Annotated in this window: 13 protein-coding genes and 1 pseudogene; 11 read left to right on the forward strand and 3 right to left on the reverse strand. The window is 70.2% G+C overall.

Annotation, left to right across the window (positions count from 1 at the left end; genetic code table 11):
- Positions 1 to 15 precede the first annotated feature (15 nt).
- The 7 genes from MTF69_RS24925 to MTF69_RS24955 all read left to right on the forward strand — a co-directional run bounded on the left by MTF69_RS24925 (position 16) and on the right by MTF69_RS24955 (position 8,894).
- Positions 16 to 1,119 carry an Ldh family oxidoreductase gene (locus MTF69_RS24925; protein ID WP_308401447.1) on the forward strand — a complete coding sequence of 368 codons (1,104 nt, stop codon included), beginning with the start codon at positions 16 to 18 and terminating at the stop codon, positions 1,117 to 1,119.
- 35 nt (positions 1,120 to 1,154) lie between these two features.
- Complete coding sequence (locus MTF69_RS24930; protein ID WP_243337912.1) at positions 1,155 to 2,282, forward strand: LLM class flavin-dependent oxidoreductase; 1,128 nt, start codon at positions 1,155 to 1,157, stop codon at positions 2,280 to 2,282.
- A complete protein-coding gene (locus MTF69_RS24935; RefSeq protein ID WP_243337915.1) occupies positions 2,279 to 3,817 on the forward strand; it encodes a Gfo/Idh/MocA family protein in 1,539 nt (512 codons plus the stop codon). Before MTF69_RS24930 ends, MTF69_RS24935 begins: the two co-directional genes overlap by 4 nt.
- The gene (locus MTF69_RS24940) at positions 3,814 to 4,827 is read left to right on the forward strand and encodes an aminoglycoside phosphotransferase family protein (RefSeq protein ID WP_243337918.1); all 1,014 of its coding nucleotides are present in this window, start codon (positions 3,814 to 3,816) and stop codon (positions 4,825 to 4,827) included. Before MTF69_RS24935 ends, MTF69_RS24940 begins: the two co-directional genes overlap by 4 nt.
- On the forward strand, positions 4,824 to 6,128 hold the full coding sequence (locus MTF69_RS24945; protein WP_243338225.1) for a hypothetical protein: 1,305 nt from the start codon (positions 4,824 to 4,826) through the stop codon (positions 6,126 to 6,128). The genes MTF69_RS24940 and MTF69_RS24945 overlap by 4 nt, the downstream gene beginning before the upstream one ends.
- Positions 6,125 to 6,784 carry a PIG-L deacetylase family protein gene (locus MTF69_RS24950; protein ID WP_243337919.1) on the forward strand — a complete coding sequence of 220 codons (660 nt, stop codon included), beginning with the start codon at positions 6,125 to 6,127 and terminating at the stop codon, positions 6,782 to 6,784. The genes MTF69_RS24945 and MTF69_RS24950 overlap by 4 nt, the downstream gene beginning before the upstream one ends.
- A 313-nt stretch (positions 6,785 to 7,097) precedes the next feature.
- Positions 7,098 to 8,894, forward strand: a complete 1,797-nt coding sequence (locus MTF69_RS24955; protein WP_243337921.1) for an IS481 family transposase — start codon at positions 7,098 to 7,100, stop codon at positions 8,892 to 8,894.
- Positions 8,895 to 9,452: 558 nt separating this feature from the next.
- On the opposite strand, the gene MTF69_RS24960 is transcribed toward MTF69_RS24955, so the two are convergent.
- Positions 9,453 to 10,949 (reverse strand): FUSC family protein, encoded by a 1,497-nt coding sequence (locus tag MTF69_RS24960; RefSeq protein WP_243337923.1) that lies wholly within the window; start codon positions 10,947 to 10,949, stop codon positions 9,453 to 9,455.
- A 1-nt stretch (position 10,950) separates the two neighbouring features.
- Positions 10,951 to 11,523 carry a hydrolase gene (locus MTF69_RS24965; RefSeq protein ID WP_243337925.1) on the reverse strand — a complete coding sequence of 191 codons (573 nt, stop codon included), beginning with the start codon at positions 11,521 to 11,523 and terminating at the stop codon, positions 10,951 to 10,953.
- Between the two features lie 547 nt (positions 11,524 to 12,070).
- Here MTF69_RS24965 and MTF69_RS24970 point away from each other — a divergent pair.
- The 4 genes from MTF69_RS24970 to MTF69_RS24985 all read left to right on the forward strand — a co-directional run bounded on the left by MTF69_RS24970 (position 12,071) and on the right by MTF69_RS24985 (position 17,014).
- Positions 12,071 to 12,964, forward strand: coding sequence for an RNA polymerase sigma-70 factor (locus MTF69_RS24970; RefSeq protein ID WP_243337926.1), 894 nt, complete (start codon positions 12,071 to 12,073; stop codon positions 12,962 to 12,964).
- Positions 12,965 to 13,023: 59 nt separating this feature from the next.
- Positions 13,024 to 13,503, forward strand: coding sequence for an NAD(P)H-binding protein (locus MTF69_RS24975; RefSeq protein WP_243337928.1), 480 nt, complete (start codon positions 13,024 to 13,026; stop codon positions 13,501 to 13,503).
- 377 nt (positions 13,504 to 13,880) lie between these two features.
- Positions 13,881 to 14,507: a nucleotide disphospho-sugar-binding domain-containing protein gene (locus MTF69_RS24980; RefSeq protein ID WP_243337929.1), complete on the forward strand. Its 627-nt coding sequence runs from the start codon at positions 13,881 to 13,883 to the stop codon at positions 14,505 to 14,507.
- Positions 14,508 to 15,061: 554 nt separating this feature from the next.
- Positions 15,062 to 17,014 (forward strand): ABC transporter permease, encoded by a 1,953-nt coding sequence (locus MTF69_RS24985; RefSeq protein WP_243337937.1) that lies wholly within the window; start codon positions 15,062 to 15,064, stop codon positions 17,012 to 17,014.
- A gap of 240 nt (positions 17,015 to 17,254) precedes the next feature.
- Here the strand turns inward: MTF69_RS24985 and MTF69_RS24990 are convergent.
- A pseudogene (locus tag MTF69_RS24990) lies at positions 17,255 to 17,620 on the reverse strand (LLM class flavin-dependent oxidoreductase); the annotation flags it as partial.
- Between the last annotated feature and the right edge of the window lie 134 nt (positions 17,621 to 17,754).

The following is a 17,754-nucleotide window of genomic DNA, read 5'->3' on the forward strand; positions in this document are numbered from 1 at the left end:
TCGTACGGAGATACCGTGATACGAGCCCACGAGCCCGCCCCTGCACGCTTACCCTCCGGCATCGGGCCGGCCGGGTGGAACAGCCCGGCCCCGGACCACCACGTCCCCGCGGATGCGAACCGACTGGACGTTGCTCTCGACGACATCCGCACGCTGATGACGACCGCCTGCAACCGGGCCGGCGTTCCGGGTTCCGGGGTCGGCCGGGTTGTTGAGCACTACCTGGACGGAGAGCTGCGCGGCAAGCCGTCGCACGGACTGGCCAAGTTCGCCTTCGAGTCGCAGTTTTTCTCCCAACGCACCGGTCCTCCCCGCATCAGGCATGAGCGCGGTGCCATGGCGGTCGTGGACGGCCAGCGTGAGATCGGGCCGCTCAGCGCCGACTTCGCCGTCAGCCTCGCCGTCCGCAAGGCCCGCCGGCTCGGCGTGGGCGTCGTCGGCATGATCAACACCCAGCGGTACGGCATCCTCGCCACCTGGAGTGAGCAGATCGCCGCCCAGGGCCTGGTTGGCCTGGTAGCGAACACCTCCCGGCCGGACGCCACGGTGCACGGCGCCCAAAGCCCCTTCCTCGGCGTCAATCCGGTCAGCTTCGCTTTCCCGACCGGCACCGACACCGTCAGCGCGGACATGTCGACCACGCTGGCCCCCATGGGCGTGCTCTGGGAAGCGCGACGCGGCGGCTCCTCGCTGCCCCCTAACTGCTTCGTCGACGAGCACGGCGCGTTCACCGAGGATCCCGATACCGCCCGAGCGGCGATGGTCTTCGGGGAACACCGCGGCTACGCCCTCTCCCTGCTCATCCAGATCCTCACCGGATCGCTCTTCGGGTTCCCCATGGGCGACGGCGTGGACTCCACCTGGAACACCGGCTACATGTTCATCGCCCTCAACCCAGCGTTCGCCGGCCAGGGCGACAGCAGCCACCTCGCGGCCAACAGCCGCCTCGCCGAGACGATCCAACAGACGCCTACGCGCGAGGGTGGAGCCGTACGGCTGCCCGGTCGGGCAGGCCGGGACCGCGCGGCGCGCGCCCGGCACGACGGCCGCATCGCCATCAGCGAAGCCCTCTACCGGCGGCTGCGGGCCCGCGCCGACGGCGACTTCACCTCCGACTGAACATCTCCCTCACCTCGTCGACTTCTGGAGTACCGATGCGTTTCCACTGGTTCCTGCCCACCGCCAGCGACGGCCGCACCCTGACGACCGGGATGCACGGCACCCACGGCCCCGGCCACGACAGCGCCCTCGCCGACACCGGCTCCGACCGCCACCGTGCCCCCGCCCTCAAGTACATGACGCAGATCGCGCAGGCCGCCGAGCACATGGGCTTCGATGCGATCCTCACCCCCGTCGGCACGTACTGCGAGGACGCCTGGCTGACCTGCGCCGCCCTCGCCCAGGAGACCGAACACCTCAAGTTCCTGGTCGCGCTGCGCCCCGACGCGATATCCCCCACGCTCGCCGCCCAGATGACCGCCACCTTCCAGCGCCAATCGCGGGGCCGCCTGCTGCTCAACGTGGTGACCGGCGGCGAGGCGGCCGAGCAGGCCCGCTTCGGCGACCACCTGGACAAGGCGCAGCGCTACGCGCGGACCGCGGAGTGGCTCACGGTCCTGCGCGGCGCCTGGTCCGGTCCGTTCGACTACACCGGCAGCCACTACGACGTGCGCGGCGCGGCCGTCTTCGCCCCACCCGACCCGCTGCCTGGCGTGTACTTCGGTGGCTCGTCCACGGAGGCTGGCCCGGTCGCGGCCCGGCACGCGGACACCTACCTGACGTGGGGCGAGCCGCCCGCCCAGGTCGCGGCCAAGCTGGAGCGGATCCGGTCCCTGGCCGCCGAACAGGGCCGGACCGTGCGGTTCGGGATCCGCTTCCACGTCGTGGCCCGCGACACCTCCGCGCAGGCGTGGGCCGACGCCGAGCGCCTGGTGGCCGGTATCGACCCGCGTCAGGTGGAACGGGTGCAGGCCACGCTCGCCACCAGCCAGTCCACCGGTCAGGCCCGCATGAGCGGCCTGCACGCCGCCTACCGCGGCAGCGGCCGCACCGCGGACTTGGAGGTGCACCCGAACGTGTGGGCCGGGGTGGGGCTGCTGCGCGGTGGCGCCGGCACCGCGCTGGTCGGCTCCCACCGGGAAGTCGCCGACCGGATCACCGAGTACGCGGCCCTGGGCATCGAGGAGTTCATCCTGTCCGGGTTCCCGCACCTGGAAGAGGCGTACCAGGTCGGCGAAGGCGTCCTTCCGCTGCTCGGCGCCGGCACGGCGGCCCGCCGGTGAGCGCCGTCAACATCATGGTGATCGGTGTCGGCCCGCACACCCGCCTCAACCACCTTCCCGCGCTCGCCGCCGCCCAGGATGTGGGCCTCGCGGGCACCCTCACCGGCGTCGACCTCCCCCACATCGGCGGCACGCTCGTCCAGTACGGCACGCCCCGCCAGCCCCGGCGGATGCCGGTCGTCGCGGTGGAAGCCTTTCCCGCCGTTCGCAGCGTCCTGCCTGGCCGCGTGCGCGGCGTCCTGGACGATGTCGTGGCCCGTGAGCGGGTCGGCGCCGTCGTCGTGGCGACGGAACCGTCCGTCCACCTGCCGTACGCGCTGTGGGCGATCGAGCGGGGCCTGCCGGTGCTGCTGGACAAGCCGTTGACCATCCGCCCGGGTGCCTCCACCGACCCGGCGGCCGCCCTGGGGATCGCCGACGACTTCGACACCCTCCTGGCCGCCTACCGCAGGGCCTGTCGCCGTGATCCGCGGATGGTGGTCAGCGTGTTGTCCCAGCGCCGCTGGCACCCGGCCTTTCGCATCATGCGGGATCTGATCGCCGAGGTCGCCGAGGCCACGAACTGCCCCGTCACCTCGATCCAGTCCAGCCACGGCGACGGCCAGTGGAGGCTCCCGGACGAGCTCGTTGACATCGGTTACCACGGGTTCGACCGCGGGTACGGAAAGGCGGGGCATTCCGGCTACCACCACTTCGACACCGTGCCGTGGCTGCTGTCCGCTGGCGAGCGCCCCGGCAAGGAGCTCGACGAGGTCGAGGTCCACGCGGCGTGCACCCGGCCAGCCGACAGCCTCGCCCAGCTCACCATCGCCGACCACGAACGGCTCCTGCCGGGCTTCGCCGACCGCAACCCCTACACCGAACAGGACTTGCACCAGCTCACCCACGGTTTCGGCGAGATCGACGTGTTCCTCAACGTCGCCTACCGCAGCCGGGGACGGCTGCTGACGCTCGCCAGCAGCAACCTCGCGCACAGCACTTTCTCCCAGCGCGGCAACCTCCGCCCCGTGACGAACGGCCTCTACAAGGGCAACGGCCGGATCGGGCAGGAAGGCCACATCGTCCAGCAAGGCCCATTCCAGGCACTGCACCTGCACGTCCTGCAGACCCTTCACGGCGACCAGGACGGCACCGACCGGCGGGCCGCGGGCGGTGCCGACCACATCGAGCTCCACGTCTTCCGCAACGACCGGCTGCGCCCCGACTGGGAACGCCACCGGGCGCTCGACTTCGCTGACCTCGTGCAGGGCAGCGGTGACAGCACGGTCCTGCCGACCCAGCGCTCGGCCCGCGACTGCGCCGTCACCGAGTTCCTCTCCTACCTCACCGGCCGTATACCCCGCGAGCGGATGGCCTCTGACCTGGCCGATCACCGCCGACCGGCCCGCCTGATGGCCGCCGCTTACCTGTCGATGGCCCGCCGCTGGGCCGACGGAGGCAGACCCACCGCCCCCGTCGTCCTCGACTTCCACCCCACCACCGTCCCGGCCGCACCTGCCGGCCGCACCCTCACCGCCCTCGGGGCCACGTCATGACCGCCCCACCCACCACCGGCCCCACCGATCCCGGCCTGGCCGAGGTCCTCGGCCCCCACCTGCACCAGGTTCTTGCCGCGTGCCGCCGCCACACCGGGCGCACTACCCGCATCGAGGTGTGCAGTGGCGGAAATGTCAGCCACGTCTTCCGCGTCCGCGGCGAGGCGGGCAACGTCATCGTCAAGGTCCGCGGCCACCGCTTCGCCCGGATCCCGCACATCGCCACCGACCCGGCGCTGATCATGGTCGAGCACAGGGCTCTGGCAATCCACCACGGCCTGTTGCCCGACCTGTTCCCGAAGGTCCTGGCCCTCCTGCCCGAGGCCCACTCCATGGTGATGACCGACGTCTTCCCCGACGGCCGCGCCTGGCGCGAGCACCTCGACCAGCGCGCGGCCACTACTGAGGAGTGCACGCGCCTGGGCAAGGCCCTGACCCGCATCCACCACGCCACTGCCGGCCTGCCGCCGCTGCGCGACGGCGACGGCGACGACCTCTTCCGCGCCGAACACGCTCATGGCTACTGCCTGCGCGCCTGCGGCCACCGCGCACTCGACGAGGCGTGTCGCCGCCTTGACGATCTGCCTGGCCAGCAACTGATCCTCGGCGACACCTGCCCGAAGAACCTCAGCCTCCACGCCGGGCGCACCGCGTTCGTCGACCTCGACAACGTGCACACGGGCGCTCCACTGTTCGACCTCGGCTACCTCCTCGCCCACCTGGTCCTGCACCACATCACCCGGTCCACGCTCCTGCCTCCCCTCGCCATCGCGTTCCTCGACGCTTACACCCTCCCTGGCCCTGCCCGGCCCTGGCACGACGACGACCTTCTCGCGACGGTGGCCGCGGGCGTGATGCTGTACCGGCTGGAGGCCCGCACCGTCCCCTACCCGGCGACCGCCCCGCCCGCGACGGCCGACCAGCTGCGCCGCAGCCTGCGTCGTCTGCTGGATGCCGGGCCGTTCACCGTCCCCGACCTGCTGGCCGCCGCCGGACCGGTGGCGAGATGAACGTCCCCATGGCCCCGCCCGGTGACCATCCCGCCCTGGACGCTTTGGCGGAACTGAGCGCCCGCGGCATCCACGCGCCCAGCATCCAGTCGCTGTCCCGCGACCAGAGCCCGTTTGCCCGCCCTACGCCAGCATGGACCCGATACCTCGCACCGGGCGTCGTCCTCGCAGCCCGCCCAATCGACCTCGGCGACGGCAGCCTCACCAACGCCTACACCCTCACCCTCGACCTCGACCGCGCCGCGTGCCGACCCGTCTCCTCCCCGGCAGGATTCCACCTGCGCCGCCTCGTCACCGGCCCCACCGTCGCCGCGACCTCCGGCGCCTTCGCCTACATCTCCGACGACCCCACCTACCAGCCCGCCGAACCTTGCCTCGACCTCGCCGTCCGCGACCACACCGCCGCCAGCCTGCCCACCGTCACCAAACCCGCCCTTCTCCTACACCAAGGCCGCCCGGCCGTACGTACCTTGGCCGCCACCGGCACCCTGACCGTCGCCGGCCGCCCACATCCCTGGACTGGGTCCAAGGACCCCACGCCGTACCCGGCCCCACCCGGGAACCTCACCGTGTTCGGCGCAGCGAACTGCCACATCCGCTATCGCGACGACCCCCGCACCGGGTTCCGCCGCGACGTCGACCGGGTCGCCAACACCACACCCCGCGACCCGGCTGTCCTCGACTGCGTAGTCTCCTCTGCCCCTGCTGGGGCGCGGATCACCGCCTTGCATCCCGGCGGCGGTGCCGACCTGTTCGCCGGCGCCTACGTCCTGCGTGCGCACCGGCCTTGGCCCACCCACCTCGTCGCGAACGCACGCGTTCACGTCACTGCAGTCGACACCCTCTGCACCACCGACATCGAAAGCGCCCTGTCCTTGGGGCCCTCGGCCGCCGACGCCGCGACCGGACGCACCGCAGCCTGGGACCAGAGCCTCGGCACGAATCCCTTCCGCCCCGACGTCCGCTACGCCCGCACCCTTCTCGCCCTCGACGGTCGGCAACTGACCCTGACCGTTCTGGACGGCGCGCCCCTCGCCCCCACATTCCAGGGCGTCACCGTCCAGGAGACCGCCGAACTGTGCGCGCGGGCGGGCCAAGATCCAGCGACGGTGTTCCACCTCGACGGCGGCCAGACGTCCAAGATCGCCTACCGGCACGGTCGCGGACCGGCAGACGCCGTCGGCAACCTCCACTACCTGCGATGGCCCCGCCAGAAGCACGAGCCCTTTCGCTGGCAGGGCCTCGACGGCCGCCGCGCTCACAGCGCACTCGAGGTCACCCTCAACGAGGAGTCCCCTTGACCATCCCCCGGTCTGTCCTGGTCATCGTCGCGCACCCAGATGACGCCGAGCTGGCCATGGGCATGCGTATCCGCGACCACGTCCTTGCCGGCGACCGAGTCCGTGTTCACTGCCTGAGCACCGGAAGCACGCAGAAGGACGCCGTGGCTGTACGCCGCGACGAATGCCTGGCCGCCTCGAAGATCCTCGGCATCGACGGCTACACGTTCTCTCCCATCCCCGACACCCGGTTCACCGACCACCGAGGCGCCATCAACGCAGCCCTCTTCGACGCCTTCGCCACGGAGCGCCCCGACGTCGTCTACACCCACTACCCCGACGACCAGCACCTCGACCATGCCGTTACAGGCGAGGAGGCCACCACCGTCGCGATGCGCGAGGCTGCCGACCTGATCCATTTCCGCTCCCCCTACAGCCGCAACTTCGAGCCGAACCTCTACTTCGTCGGCACCCCCGACCTACTGGCCGCCAAGCAGGAGGCGTTGGCCTGCTTTAGCTCGCAGCAACAGCTCGACATGGCGGTCTTCGGCGGCCTGACCGTGCTGGCATACCGGCAGCACGTGCACCACCGCGTCGTCGAGCGCTTCCCAGACGGAGCCCACGGCGCCGAGACGTTCCGCACTGCCCGTCAGATCGTCCATGCCTCCCGTCCGTAGACGAGGCACCACCCACACCCTTCGGCACGCTGTCGACCACACGATCAGGGAGGCACAACCTGATGATTACCGTCACGTACGACGGCCAGGCGACTCTGCCCGCCCTTCGAGAGGCATGCCTCCGCGCAGGCTTCGACGCCGCGGAGGCACAGCTGATCCGCGCCCTCGACAACGGCATCTGGCACCTGCCCGGCGGTGTTGTCGCCCGCGTCTGTGGTGTGTGGCCTCAGGAGATAGTTGACAGAAGAGTCTCGGAACATCCTGGACAGCAGTCTCAGGACACTCTTGACGGCTCTCCTTCGACTCCTCGACCATGGTTGCCGTGGTCGAGGGGGCGGATGCCGGGCGGGGCCCGGCTTGGTTGGTAGAGCAGCGCTACCGAGCAGTTCTTGAGGTCCTTGACGGATCACCGGTCAGCGAGGTGGCCATCCGGTACGGGGTGTCTCGGCAGACGATCTACGCATGGAAGGCCAAGCACGAGGCCGGCGGCCTGGACGGGCTGAAGGAGAGATCCCGGCGGCCGCACAACAGCCCGAACCGGCTGCCTGCCGCGGCAGAAGCGCTGGCCTGTGAGATGCGCCGGGCCAACCCGCGTTGGGGCGCCCGCCGAATTGCTTACGAAATCGCAAGGACCGGAATCCCCGCGGCGCCATCGCGGGCCACTGTGCACCGGGCCCTGGAACGCAACGGCCTGATCCGGCACCAGAAGCAGCAACACCGCCGCAAGTACAAACGCTGGCAGCGCGAGACGCCCATGCATTTGTGGCAGATGGACCTGGTCGGCGGCATTTTTCTGTCCGCCGGCCGCGAGTGCAAGATGCTCACCGGGATCGACGATCACTCCCGGTCCGTGGTCGTCTCCACGGTTCTCGCGGTGCCTTCGGGCAGGGCGGTCGCGGACGCGTTCGTGCGCGCGATGCGCGTCTACGGCGTGCCGGCAGAGGTGCTCACCGACAACGGTAAGCAGTTCACCGGGCGGTTCACCAAGCCTCGCCCCGCCGAGGTGCTGTTCGAGCGGGTCTGCCGGGAGAACGGCATCACAGCCAAGCTGATCAAGCCCTACTCGCCGACGACGACTGGGAAAATCGAGCGATGGCATCAGACTCTGCGGCGGGAGCTCCTGGACGTCGCCGGCGCATTCGCCGATCTGCCCGCCGCCCAAGCGGCGGTCGACGCCTGGGTCCACACCTACAACACCGCCCACCCACACCAGGCGCTGAAGATGGCCGCCCCGGCCAGCCTCTTCCGGCCCAACCCGCAGCCCGAACCCACGACCGTCGTCCCCGTCCGGGCACCCGACGCGGAACCCGAACTCGTGGCCGAACCGCAGCCAGCCGCCCTACTCATGGCAGGGACCGGACCGGCCATGGAGTTCGAGACCATCGTCACCGCCAGCGGCCACGTCGGCGTTCTCCCGCGGATCCAGCGCGTCAGGCTTAGCAACGACCACGCCGGACGCAAGGTCCGCGTGTGGGTTGACGAACTCACCATCCACATCAGCCTCGACGGCGAGGTACTCAAGAGTGCTGCCTCCCGCCTGGACGCCGACAACCTGCGCGAGTTGTCGATGCGCGGTGCGGTCAAGGCCGGGCCGCCCCCGGCCGCACCGGCGGTGGTCCAGCGAGGGCGGCTGGAGCCCGGTGCCGTCATCGAGGTCGACCGGAACGTCGATGGCAGCGGTATCGCCAGGCTCGGCAGCACTCCGGTGAAGATCGGCTACGAGCTGGCCAACCGTCGGGTCACCCTGAGGCTGGACGGACATCTCATGCACGTCGTCCACGACGCCGTACTCGCCAAAACGCTGCCCGCCCCCATCGAATCGGACCAGCGGGCCAACCTCCGCGGCGCCAGGCTCGCCGCCGAGGAACTTCCACCGCCGGTCGTCGGCGCGATCCGGGTCGAGCGCAAGGTCCCCGTCGACGGCGTCATCATGGTCGCCCGCCAGCGGCTACGAGTCGGCCGCACCTACGCCGGCGAGACCGTGACGATCCACGTCGAGGACACCTACTTCCGAATCACCCTCAACGACGCCGAGCTCGCCCTGCACCCTCGCAAGAACCGGAACCCGGTCACGCGATTCAGGGCAAAGATCCACGCTCCCAAGCTCTGACCCACTGTCCACCATCACCTGAGGCCGTCAACCATGTCCTGATGCAGTGATGTCAACAAAGTCCCGAGACCTCACACCCAACCACCCACATCTCGCACACGGCACTGGGATCGTGACCCACATGAACACCACCACCCGCCCGCGGCCGGCTACGGACCGACCGGGCGCCGGGCGTTTCCGGGTCTGGCTGCGGGTCGGTGAGACGCGTATCCGGGCGGACAAAGTCACCACCATCACTCCCTGCATCGACCAGCTCCTCGGCCCAGTTCTCGTATAGCTAATCCGCCAGGTGGCGAGTAACGCTGAGTAACTACATGGGGCTGCGGTCGCGCTGCAGAAGGGCGGCGAAGTCGCCTCGCGCGGTCTGGACGGCTTCCCGGTAGGCGGGGTCCGCCGCGGGCCACGATCTCTTCTCGTTCGGCATCGTCGAGGGTTGTGTCGTTGAGCGCGGCCAGGACCTGCCGCCACGGTGTCACCGCTCGCTGACACGGTCAGTCTCTGAGGTCGTGCCGGCGAGGAGCCGGCACGGTGTCGTGCCGGGTTGAAGTCCTCGTTGTCTCAGTGGGGAGCGCGCTGTGCGGGCCGGAGGCACGCGGCGGCAGCGGCGGCTGCGTGTTCGATGAGGTCTGCCGCGGCGGCGGTGATCTCGCCCCGGCCGTTCATTGGGCGCTGTGTGGTGTCGTCGATGCCGTCCACCCGGTCGGCTGTTCCGCGCAGTTTTCCCGCGATGACGCGTAGTTCACCGGGGGTGAAGGGCAGGTGGGGGGCGTCGTACGGGAAGTGCGCGTGGACGAGTCCGCGTAGCCGGCCGGCCGCGGTCGAGGTGGCGTCCAGCTCGGTGAGGACGTCTCGGGAGGGGTGTGGCTGTATGGCCAGCCGGCCTCGGGACGCGGTCAGTTCGGCTTCGGCGGCTTCGACGGCCTGGATCGTGTGGAGTCGCTCCGTCGGGGGGTGGCCGATGGCGGAGGCCACCCGGTCCAGCCAGCGGGCCTGCGTGCTCAGCAGCAGTGCGAGCCGGCCAGGGACGTCGGTTTCCTCGTTGTGCGGCCACAGGATGAGGGTGGCCGCGACTGCGAGTGCTGCCCCGAGGGCGTTGTTGCCGACGCGTTCGGCGGCGTCGATCCAGCTGGGATGCGATCCGAAGGTGAGGAGGAGCAGGGTCGCGGGGGCCCAGAAGATGGGCCAGAGCCCGTAGTTGACCTGCCGCAGGGGCCGGGCGATCCCGGCCAGGACCGCGGTGATCACGGCGAGCGGAACCGGCGGGATCGCCCCGGACATCGCGAGCAGGGCCGCGCCGATGGCCGAGCCCAGGATCGTGCCCCCCATGCGCTTGACGACGCGCCGGGCCGTCTGGCCCCAGCTGGGCCGCATCGTGGTGACGATGCCGATCAGTGCCCAGGTGCCGTGTGGCAGGTCGGCCGCGGTCACGGCGACGAAGGTGAGGATGAAGCAGACGGCAAGGCGCACCGCGTACCTGAACGGGGGCGTGCGCCCGGAGATGGCCGAGCGAAGGGCGGTCCAGGACTGCCGTACGGACAAGGGTGCGGGGCGCGGTCCGTCGGGGGGCGGGCCGCTGATGAAGGGGAGCAGGGCGAGCAGGGAGCCCCATACGGTGCCGAGGGCGAACAGCGCGATGTGCTCGGCGCCGTCGATCCGTCCGGCGGGCTCCGCCGTAATCACCAACGTGACCAGTGCGGAGGCGCCGATCGCCCGCACGGGCACCAGCAAGGCGACCACGGCGATGGCGAGCGTGGTGGCCGTCAGCTGGCCGGCCACCAGGATGCCCAGGGCAGCGGCTGCCGTGATCATCAGGCTGCGCTGGGCCAGCGCGGCCATACGCTCGGTGGTCGAGCCGGACGGGAGGGCCAGCCCCAGCAGGACCGAGGACAGTGCGACCGTCGTGCCGTGCTCCACACGATCGGTGGCGATTCCGATGAGCATCGGCACGAGCATGCCGGCCATCGTGACCAGGGCCAGCTGCCAGGAGTAGCGGCCGTTTTCCTCCCGGGCCAGGAAGAGGTCCGTGAGGCCGCCGGCGAAGTCGCGTGCGGACATGTCAGCCGGCGAGGAGTTCGATCACCCGGTCCGTGGTGTCGACCTCGCAGAGCCTTGGGAAGATGCTCTTGAAGCTGTTCGCGTGGGCCTCAGCATTGGTGTCGGTGGTGGCGTCCTCGACGATCGTCAGGTGGTAGCCGAGCTCGTAGGCGGAGCGGGCGGTGGACTCCACGCCGATGCTGGTGGCGATGCCCGCCAGGACGATCTGTGTGACACCCCTGCGGCGCAGCTGGAGGTCCAGCTCGGTGCCGGTGAAGGCGCCCCAGTGCCGCTTGGTGATCACGATGTCGCCGTCCTGCACGCCGAGTTCGGAGGGGAACTCGGAGAACGCCGCGGGCGGCGCCGACTCCAGCCGCCCCGCGTCGGACCGGCCTGCCGGCAGATCGCCGCCGTCGGCCGACCAGCCGACCCGGACGAAGACGACAGGCAGCTCCCTGGCCCGGAAGGCCCGGGTGAGGCGGGTGCCCTGCTTGAGGATCTCGGCCGCGGGGGTCAGCGTCGGCATGGCGAGGATGCCGTTCTGCAGGTCGATCAGGACCAGCGCCGTGCGCGGATCCAGAGAGCTGGCGGGCATGGAGTTCTCCTGGTCTGCGATGGGTCGTCAGTGCGGCCGCCCTGGACGTGGACGGGCACTGCGGCGCCATGCGCAGGCCGGCCGACTGCGTGGCCCCAGTGTGCGTCACCCACCGAATGAACAGCAGCACGCTCAGCATGCGCGGCGCGGCGGGAGCCGGAAGCTCACCGCCGCGGGCGTGCATGACAGCCGTGGCGCGACCAGCCTACGCCGGGTGAACGTCCGCCCTCGCCGCGCGAGGCAGAGCCACTCCGCTGCCGCCCGATCGGCGGCATCCGGTCGGGCCGAACTGGCCAGGCGGCCAGGGCGCGGGTAGGGCGGGCAAGTTGATCCTGCGACCACGAGGAGAAACCGTTCCAGGCAGGGGTGATGTTGCTCGCTCCGGCAGGATGCGTCCAAGATCATTCATGGCGTTCCGGTCCTACCTGCTGGTCTCATCACTACGCCGCGGCCGCCCGCGAGGCCCGGGGACGGATGACACTCACCAGGCTTGGCTGTCGGAAGTGGAGTCTGACGATATTGGGGCCAGTTCTACTAGCGTGGGGGCATGGATGCGGCGCAGGAGTTTGAGGACCATCGATCGCGGCTTTTCTCGCTGGCGTACCGGATGCTCGGCTCGGCGGCCGAGGCCGAGGACGCCGTGCAGGACGCGTACCTGCGCTGGCACGGGGTCGAGCCCGGTCAAGTGGTCGCGCCGGGGCCGTGGCTCGCCAAGGTGGTCACCAACCTGTGCCTGAACCGGCTCACCTCCGCCCGAGTGCAGCGCGAGGAGTACTTCGGGCCCTGGATCCCCGAGCCGGTGGGGACCGGCGCCGGGGCGCTGGGGCCGATGGAGACGGCGGAGCAGCGGGACTCGGTGTCGTTCGCCGTGCTGACGATGATGGAGCGGCTGTCGGCCCCCGAGCGGGCCTGCGTGGTGCTGCGCGACGCCTTCGACTACAGCCACCGGGACATCGCGGGCGTACTCGACTGCTCGGAGGCGAATGCGCGCCAGCTCTACCGCCGGGCCAAGCAGCACCTGGCCGACGGCCGGCCGCGGTTCACCACCTCGCGGGAGCAGGACGACGAGCTGCTCGCCCGGTTCCTGGCCGCCGCGTCCGAGGGCGCGATGGACGGGCTGGAACAGCTCCTCTCCGAGCAGGTCGTCGTCTGGTCGGACGGCGGCGGCAGGGCGAGCGCGGCGAGCCGGCCGGTGGCCGGGCGGGACAAGGCGGCCCGCTTCCTCCTCGGTCTCTTCTCCCGGTGGGTCAACGGCGTGGAGATCGGGTTCGCCGAGGCGAACGGCGTTCCGGCGGTGGTCAGCTGGGCGGACGGCCAGCTGACCGCGTTCGGGGCGCTGGAGCTCGGCGAGGGCGGGATCACCGGCGTCAGGCTCGTCCTGAACCCGGACAAACTCGCCTTCCTCGCAACTCAGCTCCGAGAGCTGTCACAGAACGGCTGACCCGTCGGTTCTTCATCGGTGACGGCGCGATCCACGAGGGATTCGGAAGGCTGGGACTGATGGAGAACGACACGATCATGGTGACCGGAGCGACGGGCACGCTCGGCCGCGAGGTGCTGGAACGGGTCCGCCGCACCGGCCTCCCGGTCCGCGCGCTCACGCGCCGCACCGCGCTGCCCGACGACGCCGGCGTGGACTGGTACACCGGCGACCTGACCACCGGCACCGGGCTCGACGAGGCACTCGCGGGCGTCGTCACGGTCATCCACTGCGCGAGCGACATCCGGCACTTCAAGAACGACGTCCCGGGCTTCCGACACCTGCTGGAAGCCGGGAAGCGGGCCGGCGTCGAGCACGTCGTCCATACGAACCTGCCCCACCGCCCCGGACACCCCGGCGCCCGCCTCGTCCACGTCATCGGATGCCAGCCCGGCGGCGCCCCTATCAATCTCGACCAGGCCCTCGACGCACTTCAGCAACCCCGCACCGTCCCCTGCCTCCAATGCAAGACCGCCACCTCACTACCATCGGCCGGCTGAACCACCAGTGCCACCACACCGAAGGGAACTCCCCTGACTCCCCCGACCACTGCGAAGTCGGCCGAGCTGGCCGCATGAGCCGGTCACTACGCGGCTGAGGTTCCCCGGGATGCGGAGCGTGGTGACAGCGGGTCAGATGGGTTTCATGAGGGGAAGTCTGGCTATGGCTGCACCGAGAAAGTACCCGCTGGAGTTGCGTGAGCGTGCGGTGCGGATGTGCCGCAGCACCGGCCCGAGGTCGCGGATCAGGAAGCTGGGGGCCGATCCCTGAGGGGAGTTTGCCGTCCTGGCCGGTCAGCGGCCCCTACCTGGGCCCCTACTGTGCCCCACCCTGGCCGTCGTGGCCGAGCTGGTCTCCCGTGGACACCGCGTCAGTTATGCGATCACCGAGGATTTCGCACCCCTTCCGAACCACGACAGCTGACGCAGTACCGGCCCTCGGCAACCGCTCGTACCAGGGAAGCTGGAAGGCCCCGCAGGACGGGCGCCCGGTCCTCTTCGTGTCGCTCGGCACCCAGTTCACCCGGCGACCTGAGTTCTATCGGGCGTGCATCGAGGCGTTCGCGGACACGGACATGCACGTCGTCATGACCGTCGGGCACAGCGTCGATCCCACCGGCCTCGGTCCCGTACCGGACACGATCGAGATCCACTCCAGCGTGCCCCAGCTCGACGTGCTCGCCCACGCGGCGGCCTTCGTCACCCACGGCGGGATGGGCAGCGCTATGGAAGCACTGGCCCACGGGGTCCCCCTCGTCGTCGTCCCGCAAATGGCGGAACAGCAGGCCAACGCCCGCCAGATCGAACACCTCTCGCTCGGCCTGCACCTGCCACGTGAGCAGGCCACTCCCCAGGCGCTGCGCGACGCGGTCCGGCGTGTCACCACCGACCCGGACATCGCCCGCGGCGTCGTCGAGTTCCGTCAGGCGATCCACGATGCCGGCGGAGCGATCGCCGCGGCCGATGCCGTCGAGCGGGCCCTGGCGCTCGAAGCGACGCGCTGAGCGGTCCGGTCGGCGTCCGTCTTCTCCGAAGGCACATCACGAGCGATTCGATGGGGACGGCATGGTTCTGCTGAGGATCGCCGTACGGAGCGTCCTCGCCCACAAGGGACGGATGGCGTGCTCCCTGGCTGCCGTCGTGCTGTCCGTGGCGTTCGTCGTCGGTTCGCTCGTCTTCTCGCGCACCGCCACAACCACGTTCGAGGGTCTCTTCGCCACCAGCGCTTCCGACCTCTCTGTCAGGCGCGCGGGGAACGGCGGAGGGACAGCGAACGGGATCGCCCCCGGCTCCGTACCACCCCTTTCGGTGCGGACCGCCGCCCGCATCGCCGCGCTGCCCGGCGTGCGGACCGCGGTGGGAGACCTCACGGCCGACGACGTGGCCCTGGTGAACCCTGACACTCAACTGCCGGTCGGACATCCGGATCGGCGACCGGCTGCGCGTCATCGCCCGGACGGGCTCCCACGACTTCACCGTCTGCGGAATCGCCCGTTTCACCACGGTCAGCCCCGGCACCGCCCTGGCCCTGCTCGAACCGGTCACCGCTCAGCGGACCTTGCTGGGCACCCCCGGGTTCACCTCGATCGAGATCCGTACCGACGGAACCCGCGATGTTGATGTCACCAGTCTCAAGGAGGACATCGCACATGCCCTCGGCTCCGGCTACCGAGTGCTCACGGCGGCCGAGCAACGCCGGCAGGACATCACCGAGCTCCACTCCATGCTCGGCTTCCTCAACTACGCCCTGCTGGGCTTCGCGGGCATTTCGCTCGTGGTCAGCGGCTTCCTGATCATCAACACCTTCTCCATGCTGGTCTCCCAGCGGACACGCGAATACGGCATGTTGCGCGCCGTCGGGGCCGGCAAGGGACAACTGTCCCGCGCGCTCGTTCTGGAAGCGGCAGCCCTGGGCATCCTGGGCTCGGCCCTGGGCCAGCCAGCCGGACTCGGTCTCGCCATGCTGCTGACCCGCCTCATGACCACCTTCGGCATGGACTTCACCAAGACGCCGCTCGTCTTCCCGGTGGCCGTCCCCCTCGCGTCGATCACCCTCGGTGTCGTCGTCACCATGCTCGCCGCATGGGCACCCGCACACCACGCCGGCAAGGTCTCACCGCTCGCGGCGATGCACGACCACGGAGTCTCCCCGGATCGGGGAGCGGGCAGGCTCCTGGCGCCCGTCGCCCTGGTGTCGGCCCTTCTCGGCACCGCGTGCCTGGTCACCGCCCCCTCCGTGACGGACACCACTGGCCAAGGTCTGGTACTGGCCGCCGGCGTTCTTCTCACGCTCACCGGAGTCGTCGCGGGCGGGCCGGTACTGGCCACGGGAGCCATGCGCGTCCTCGGAGCAGCACCGGCAGCCGTCTTCGGAGTAGCCGGCCGCCTCGCCCAGCGCAACGCCATGAGAAGTCCTCGCCGTACCGGAGCCACGGCCGCCGCTCTGGTGATCGGCATGTCCGTGGTGACCTTCGCCGGCGTGGTCACCGCCTCGCTGATCCGCTCGGTCGACTCCCAGATCGACCGCTCGATCGGCGCCGACTACGCGGTGATGACCCGGCAGGACGTACTGCCGCCGCCCGCCGTCGCCGCCGTGCGCGCCGTCCCGGGCTTGCGGCACATCACCGTGGAGAAGGAAGTCGCGGCGGTCATCCGAACGCCGGACGGGCAGCGGACCAGCACCCCTGTCCGTGCCTGTTCGCCCTCGGTACTGCACGATCTGCGCCTGCCGATCACGGCGGGCACCGCGGAAGGCGCCTTCACAGGCGGAATCTCCGTGGACGCGGAGTTCGCCGAGGCTCACCACCTCGAACTGGGCTCGCACCTGACCGTCACCTACGCCGGCGGCCAGACCCAGTCACTGCCGGTCGCCCTGATCACCACGGTCGGCAACGGGCTGTTCAACGGCGCGTTCTTCACGGGACTCCCGACCTACACGCGAGCCGTCCCGGAAGCCGAGCAGCCCGGCCCCCGCAGACTGTTCGCCCAGGCGTCGGCCGATGCCGACGAGCGGAAGGTGATGGCACGCCTCAAACGCGCGGTCAGGCCCTACCCTCAATTGTCGGTCCAGGACCAGGCCGGCTACAAGAGGAGCGTCCGAGAACAGATCGGCGCAGTCGTATACCTGGTGTACGCCCTCCTCGGCTTCGCCATCACCATCGCGGTGCTCGGCGTGGTCAACACCCTGTCGCTCTCGGTGGTCGAGCGCAGGCGCGAGATCGGCTTGCTCCGGGCCATCGGTCTCTCACGGCGACAACTTCGGCGGATGATCCGCCTCGAGGCCGTGGTGATCAGCTTGTTCGGCGCGCTGACGGGCACCGCTCTCGGCCTCGCCTGGGGGATCTGCACCTGCAAGGTACTGGCCGCCCAGGGCATGGACCGGATCGCCGTCCCCGTTGCCACCCTCACCTCCACCCTGGCCGCCTCCCTCCTGATCGGCCTCCTTGCCGCACTCGTCCCGGCCTACCGAACGGGGCGGATGAACGTCCTCAGTGCGGTGGGTGCGGACTGACCCCCGGATTGCGGCACGTCGCACCGCCGCTCTCCTGGGTTGCGCTTCCAGGCAAGCAACACCTCAACTCCGCTGCGGTTCGCGGCGGGTACCGGCGGCCTTGGCCTCGATCAGCCCGCCCATCACCGGCGCCGACCCATCGAACCCCCTGGGCCCCACACCCGAGGCCGGCTCCCGCCCTGGGGTGGAACCCGAGCACGGGAAGCGGCAATCCACTGCTCGTGGGAGCAGACACGAGGGTCAGTCGCGCAGCACCGGGATGACGTGCTGGCCATGGGCGTCGATCGTGGCTTCCCGGGCTTCGTGCATGTCGTAGACGGCGAACTGGTCGACGCCGAGGTCGCGCAGGGCGCGGAGCTTCTCGATGTGGGCCTCGGCGGGGCCGAGCAGGCAGAAGCGGTCGACGATCTCGTCGGGGACGAAGTCGGCGGAGGGGTTCCCGGTGCGGCCGTGGTGGCTGTAGTCATATCCCTGGCGGGACTTGACGTACTCGGTGAGCTCGTCCGGGACCATCGAGGAGTGCTCGCCGTAGCGGGAGACCAGGTCGGCGACGTGGTCGCCGACCATGCCGCCGAACCAGCGGCATTGGTCGCGGGCGTGGGCCAGGGTCAGCATTCTCATCGCCCCACATGCTCATCGCGAGTGACAACCTCATGCTCATCTTGAACGGCAAGCAACAGTACAGCGCATGCGGCGGCCCAGCTCCGGTGTCCTTCGAGTTCCCTGCTGGAGCGTGCCGA

It is taken from the genome of Streptomyces sp. AP-93 (assembly GCF_022808175.1).
Classification (GTDB): Bacteria; Actinomycetota; Actinomycetes; order Streptomycetales; family Streptomycetaceae; genus Streptomyces.

What these genes read in the sequence shown, in the direction of transcription:
- MTF69_RS24930 (WP_243337912.1), top strand. Translation starts at nt 1,155, where the DNA reads ATGCGTTTCCACTGGTTCCTGCCCACCGCCAGCGACGGCCGCACCCTG.
- MTF69_RS24940 (WP_243337918.1), top strand. Translation starts at nt 3,814, where the DNA reads ATGACCGCCCCACCCACCACCGGCCCCACCGATCCCGGCCTGGCCGAG.
- MTF69_RS24945 (WP_243338225.1), top strand. Translation starts at nt 4,824, where the DNA reads ATGAACGTCCCCATGGCCCCGCCCGGTGACCATCCCGCCCTGGACGCT.
- MTF69_RS24955 (WP_243337921.1), top strand. Translation starts at nt 7,098, where the DNA reads ATGGTTGCCGTGGTCGAGGGGGCGGATGCCGGGCGGGGCCCGGCTTGG.
- MTF69_RS24960 (WP_243337923.1), bottom strand. Translation starts at nt 10,949, where the DNA reads ATGTCCGCACGCGACTTCGCCGGCGGCCTCACGGACCTCTTCCTGGCC.
- MTF69_RS24965 (WP_243337925.1), bottom strand. Translation starts at nt 11,523, where the DNA reads ATGCCCGCCAGCTCTCTGGATCCGCGCACGGCGCTGGTCCTGATCGAC.
- MTF69_RS24970 (WP_243337926.1), top strand. Translation starts at nt 12,071, where the DNA reads ATGGATGCGGCGCAGGAGTTTGAGGACCATCGATCGCGGCTTTTCTCG.
- MTF69_RS24975 (WP_243337928.1), top strand. Translation starts at nt 13,024, where the DNA reads ATGGAGAACGACACGATCATGGTGACCGGAGCGACGGGCACGCTCGGC.
- MTF69_RS24980 (WP_243337929.1), top strand. Translation starts at nt 13,881, where the DNA reads ATGCGATCACCGAGGATTTCGCACCCCTTCCGAACCACGACAGCTGAC.